Annotated in this window: 4 protein-coding genes and 1 pseudogene; 4 read left to right on the forward strand and 1 reads right to left on the reverse strand. The window is 48.1% G+C overall.

Going from position 1 to position 5,379, the window contains the following annotated elements; all coding sequences use genetic code 11:
* Nucleotides 1-888: pseudogene (locus VIM87_RS14275) on the forward strand (hypothetical protein); the annotation flags it as partial.
* A 59-nt stretch (nucleotides 889-947) separates the two neighbouring features.
* Nucleotides 948-1,565, forward strand: coding sequence for a recombination mediator RecR (gene recR / locus VIM87_RS14280; protein WP_089907214.1), 618 nt, complete (start codon nucleotides 948-950; stop codon nucleotides 1,563-1,565).
* A gap of 201 nt (nucleotides 1,566-1,766) precedes the next feature.
* Here recR and VIM87_RS14285 read toward each other — a convergent pair whose 3' ends face one another.
* Nucleotides 1,767-1,967 carry a hypothetical protein gene (locus VIM87_RS14285; RefSeq protein ID WP_331997649.1) on the reverse strand — a complete coding sequence of 67 codons (201 nt, stop codon included), beginning with the start codon at nucleotides 1,965-1,967 and terminating at the stop codon, nucleotides 1,767-1,769.
* Nucleotides 1,968-2,448: 481 nt separating this feature from the next.
* Here VIM87_RS14285 and VIM87_RS14290 point away from each other — a divergent pair, with 481 nt between their 5' ends.
* Entirely contained in the window at nucleotides 2,449-3,465 is a 1,017-nt protein-coding gene (locus VIM87_RS14290) for a homocysteine S-methyltransferase family protein (RefSeq protein ID WP_331997650.1), read from the forward strand.
* Between the two features lie 14 nt (nucleotides 3,466-3,479).
* Nucleotides 3,480-5,379, forward strand: a 1,900-nt coding sequence (locus tag VIM87_RS14295) for a dihydropteroate synthase (RefSeq protein ID WP_331997651.1), incomplete at its 3' end; no start/stop codon positions are given.

The raw sequence follows: 5,379 nt of genomic DNA on the forward strand, positions 1-5,379 counted from the left end.
CCCGGCGATTACAAGCTGTTTGCCATTAAGGAAGAGGACCGCGACCTGCAATATACCCAGCCAACTACGGAGCTGATCGCCTTCCAGGATAGTTTGATACACCTGCGGGAAACCAACATAAAAGACCTTACCATGCTGCTGTTCATAGAACAGGACAGCACCATAAAAGTACCCGGGGAGCAGCCTACGGAAGAGCCGGCGCCGGAAGAAAAAGAAAAGGAAAAAGATAAGGACAAAAAGAAAAAGCCCCGCCTGCAGATCCAGCCGCAGCTGGACCAGAACCAGCAGGAGCTGGATACACCTATGGTGCTGAACTTCACCATTCCGCTGGCCCGCCTGGATAGCACCCAATTCCACCTGGTGGAAGATACCTTGCTGAAACCGGTGAACATTGCCCAGATGAAGCTGGACTCAACCCGCAGTAAGCTAACCCTTAAATATCCCTGGAAAGAAGGTATGCACTACCGGCTGATCGTGGATAAAACGGCTGCTACGGATACGCTGAACCAGCAAATGACCAAAGCCGATACCATCAGCTTCTCCGCCAAAAAACTATCAGATTACGGAAAGCTATTCCTGAAGCTGAAGCTCAGCGACAGTACTGCCGCTTCCCTGAAAGGCGATACCAGCATTCATTTTGTAGTGCAGCTGGTAAAAGATAAGGATGTTAAATACTCCGGCGTAGTGGTAAATGGCAGCTGGACCAAAACCCTGATCACCCCCGGGGAGTACGAGATCCGTATTTTGCTGGATGAGAATGGCAATGGCAAATGGGACCGCGGCGTGTATTACAAACAGCCTAAAAAACAGCCGGAACGGGTGGTGAGCTTCCCGGAAAAAAAGAATATTAAAGCCAACTGGGGGGTGAAGGAAGATCTTACGTTGTAGGAGATCGCTCCCTTACTTTTGGTATTTCACCGCACTCTCCTTTTCATTAATTTTGTTGCATGATCTTTTCCTCTGCCCTGATTGAAAATGCGGTCAATGAATTTGCCAGGATGCCGGGCATCGGCAAAAAAACAGCCCTGCGGCTGGTGTTGCATTTGCTGAAGCAGGAGCCTTCGCAGGTACAGCAGTTTAGTGAGGTAATTGCCCGTATGCGCCAGCAGATCAGGTTTTGCCAACAGTGCCATAATGTTTCCGACGAAGATATCTGCAGCATTTGCGCCAGCCATAGCCGTAAAAAAGAGCTGGTATGCGTGGTGGAGAACATACGCGATGTAATGGCTATTGAAAATACGCAGCAGTACAATGGGCTGTACCATGTGCTGGGCGGCATCATCTCCCCTATTGACGGTATTGGACCCGATCAGCTGAACATTCACTCCCTGGTGGAAAGGGTGCAGCAGCAAGGCATTACAGAAGTTATTATGGCCTTAAGCCCTACTATTGAAGGCGATACCACCATCTATTATCTTTCCAAAAAGCTGAAGGAGCTGCCCGTAAAAATCACTACCATTGCCCGCGGCATTGCCTTTGGCGGTGAGCTGGAGTATGCAGATGAAATGACGCTGGCCAGGTCTATTACGAACCGGCTGCCGCTGGAAAGCTATATGCAGAAGTAATTACGAATTATTCAATTACGAATTAGGCAGTGCGAGTGAGGTGCCGTTCGGAGAAAAAATCGCTTTAATCCATTCGTAATTCGTAATTGAATAATTCGTAATTAAAAAAATACAGGTGCTTAATAGCACCCGTGTGTGTTTAACCTGTAATTCCACGTTATGAAAAAGGTATCAGCCCGCAGGGCGCGCTGACAAAGAGTTTTATGAGGTTGGTCCGGCTTCCGGTCCCGTTTGTGTTTCCTGTAATTGCCTCCACTTTTGCATTTCATACTTGTTCAGAAAGCATATTTTAAATACTTCTGAATGATCGTTATCGCCTGGCCCGTCTGCCACAGGTACCGGCTGCAGCCCTAATGCTGCCAGGTGTTGTTGTAAACTATGGATATGCTCCGCAATACGCATGGTTGGGTTGTTACAAGTCAACAATAAGAACAAGGCTGTGGTGGTGTTATTGTTCAGTTACAACAGGAGCGCATACTGCATACAGTTATACGCGTTGTAATGAAAAGGGTATTGGTGGGTACCTTGGTAGCTGTCAGATATTTGTTGTATTCGTTTTGCATGATTTAGTGCATGAAGAAGCATGGCTTCCAATTACCCTACAAATATAGTAGACTAATAATACTAAACAAAATTATTTTTTACTTCCAGTCAAAAGGCCTGTAAATGCATGCAGCACCTTCTGTATATGTTCCTGATATGCTGCAGGTACAAAGACAGGTCAATTTAACAGGTCCTTAACATCTGTTATAACCCATATACCAAATCATGCATTTCTCTCAGGAGTTTAGTATCTTTGCAGGATTCCCGGCGGGTGGATTTGTTTATTGTTCGACCCCCCGGTTCACCATCTTCTTAACCGTAACTAATAAACATCAAGCACATGAAATCTTTGCAACAATGCGCCACAGAGCGCATCCTGATTATCGATGGTGCAATGGGCACCATGATCCAACGCTACAAATTAGAAGAATCCGACTACAGGGGGGAACGTTTTAAAGACCATCACAGCGATGTGAAAGGGAATAACGACCTGTTGAACCTTACCCAGCCGGATATTATTGAAGCCATCCACAAGGCTTACCTGGACGCGGGCGCGGATATTATTGAAACCAATACATTCAGCAGCACTTCCATTGCCATGGCGGATTACGATATGCAGCACCTGGCTTTTGAGCTGAACGTAGCAGCAGCCCGCATTGCCAAAAAGGCCGCTGCGGAGTATACCGCTAAAAACCCGGATAAGCCGCGGTTTGTAGCCGGCGCTATTGGTCCGCTCAATAAAACCCTTTCCCTTTCCCCGGATGTAAATAACCCGGGCTTCCGCTCCGTAACGTTTGATGAGGTGGCCACTGCCTATACAGAGCAGATCAAAGGCCTGGTAGAAGGCGGCGTGGACATCTTATTAATAGAAACCATCTTTGATACGCTGAACTGTAAGGCAGCCATTTACGCCATTAAGCAATACTTCCGGGAAACCGGTAAGCCGGAGCTGCCTATTATGATCTCCGGAACCATTACCGATGCTTCCGGCAGAACGCTGAGCGGACAAACACTGGAAGCATTTTACATCTCCGTTATGCATGCGCACCCTTTCTCCGTAGGGCTGAACTGCGCACTGGGCGGGCAGCAAATGCGGCCGCATGTGGAGGAGCTCTCGCACATAGCAGCCTGTTATGTAAGCTGCTATCCCAACGCCGGGCTGCCCAATGCCTTTGGTGAGTATGATGAGCAGCCGGAAGATACTGCCTGCATTATTGAAGATTTTGCAAAAGAAGGCTTTGTAAATATTGTAGGTGGCTGCTGCGGTACCACGCCGGATCATATACGTCATATTGCGGAACATGTAAAAACCATTAAGCCCCGTCCCTTACCCAGGCTGGAACCCACCCTGGCATAAACAGCAATAACAACATGAGTGCAACAATAACTAATTCTGATACATCGAACGGAACACTGGTCATTAAACCATACCTGCGGCTGAGCGGGCTGGAACCGCTGGTAGTAAGGCCGGAGACCAATTTCCTGAACATAGGGGAGCGAACCAACGTAACCGGTTCCAAAAAGTTTGCCCGCCTCATACGGGAAGGCCAGTACGAAGAGGCCTTGTCCGTAGCGCGGCAGCAGGTGGAAAGCGGCGCCCAGATCCTGGACGTGAACATGGACGATGCCCTGCTGGACGGGGAAAAGGCCATGACCACCTTCCTGAACCTGGTAGTGGCAGAACCGGATATTTCCAAGATCCCCATCATGATAGACTCCAGTAAGTTCAGCATTATTGAAGCGGGTCTTAAATGTATACAGGGTAAATGTATTGTAAACTCCATCAGCTTAAAAGAAGGCGAAGCCAAATTCATTGAACAGGCCTTTATTTGTAAAAGCTTTGGTGCAGCCGTGGTAGTAATGGCGTTTGATGAGCATGGCCAGGCCGATACCAAGGAGAAAAAAATAAGCTTCAGCCACCGCGCCTATAAGATCCTAACAGAGCAGGTAGGCTATGACCCACAGGATATTATCTTCGATCCCAACATCTTTGCCATAGCCACCGGTATTGAAGAGCATAATAACTACGCGGTAGATTTTATTGAAGCTACCCGCGAAATAAAACGCCTTATGCCCCTGACCCGTGTAAGCGGCGGGGTAAGTAATATCTCTTTCTCTTTCCGTGGTAATGATGTGGTGCGTGAAGCCATGCACTCCGTATTCCTGTACTATGCCATTAAAGCCGGTATGGATATGGGTATCGTGAATGCCGGCATGATCCAGATCTATGATGAGATAGAACCGCAGCTGCGCGAGCTGTGTGAAGATGCTATACTGAACCGACGGGATGATGCAACGGAAAGGCTGATCAATTTTGCCGAAACCGTAAAAGCCAAAGGCAAAGTAATAGAGAAAGATGAAAGCTGGCGGCAGGGCACCGTGCAGGAACGCTTAAGCCATGCGCTGGTAAACGGTATCACCGATTATATAGAAGCAGATACGGAAGAGGCGCGCCAGCAATACGACCGCCCGCTGGATGTAATTGAAGGCCCGCTGATGGATGGCATGAACATCGTAGGCGACCTGTTTGGCAGTGGCAAAATGTTCCTGCCACAGGTAGTAAAGAGCGCACGCGTAATGAAGAAATCTGTTGCGGTGCTCACCCCTTATATAGAAGAAGAAAAACAACGCCTGGTAGCACAGAACGGCGGACAAATAAAATCAGCCGGTAAAATATTGTTAGCTACCGTTAAAGGTGATGTGCATGATATAGGTAAGAACATTGTAGGCGTGGTATTAGGCTGTAATGGCTATGATATCATAGACATGGGCGTAATGGTGCCCACGGAAAAGATCTTACAAACGGCCCGGGAACAGCAGGTGGATATTATTGGCTTAAGCGGCCTTATTACCCCCAGCCTGGATGAAATGGTGCACGTAGCCCGCGAGCTGAAACGCCAGCAGTTTGATATCCCATTACTCATAGGCGGCGCTACCACTTCCCGCACGCATACCGCTGTAAAAATAGCGCAGGAGTATGAGCATGGCGTAGTGCATGTATTAGATGCATCCCGCAGCGTAACCGTTACAGGCAGCCTGCTGAACAAAGCCCTGAAAAAGAATTTTCTCGCAGAAGTTAAAAGTGAATACGAGAAGCTGAATGAAGGCTTCCGCAATAAACGCCCGGTAAAACAATACCTCTCAGTAGCAGATGCCAGAAAGAATAAAGCCGTTATTGACTGGAACAGCTTTACCCCGGTACAGCCCAAACAGCCCGGCATACAGGTGTTTAAGGACTATGACCTGGGGGCGATAGCCCAGTATATAGACT

Source organism: Chitinophaga sp., assembly GCF_036569125.1.
Lineage (GTDB): Bacteria > Bacteroidota > Bacteroidia > Chitinophagales > Chitinophagaceae > Chitinophaga.

Excerpts from the sequence above, each read along its gene's own strand:
- recR (WP_089907214.1), top strand. The coding sequence starts at position 948 with ATGATCTTTTCCTCTGCCCTGATTGAAAATGCGGTCAATGAATTTGCC.
- VIM87_RS14285 (WP_331997649.1), bottom strand. The coding sequence starts at position 1,967 with ATGCGTATTGCGGAGCATATCCATAGTTTACAACAACACCTGGCAGCA.
- VIM87_RS14290 (WP_331997650.1), top strand. The coding sequence starts at position 2,449 with ATGAAATCTTTGCAACAATGCGCCACAGAGCGCATCCTGATTATCGAT.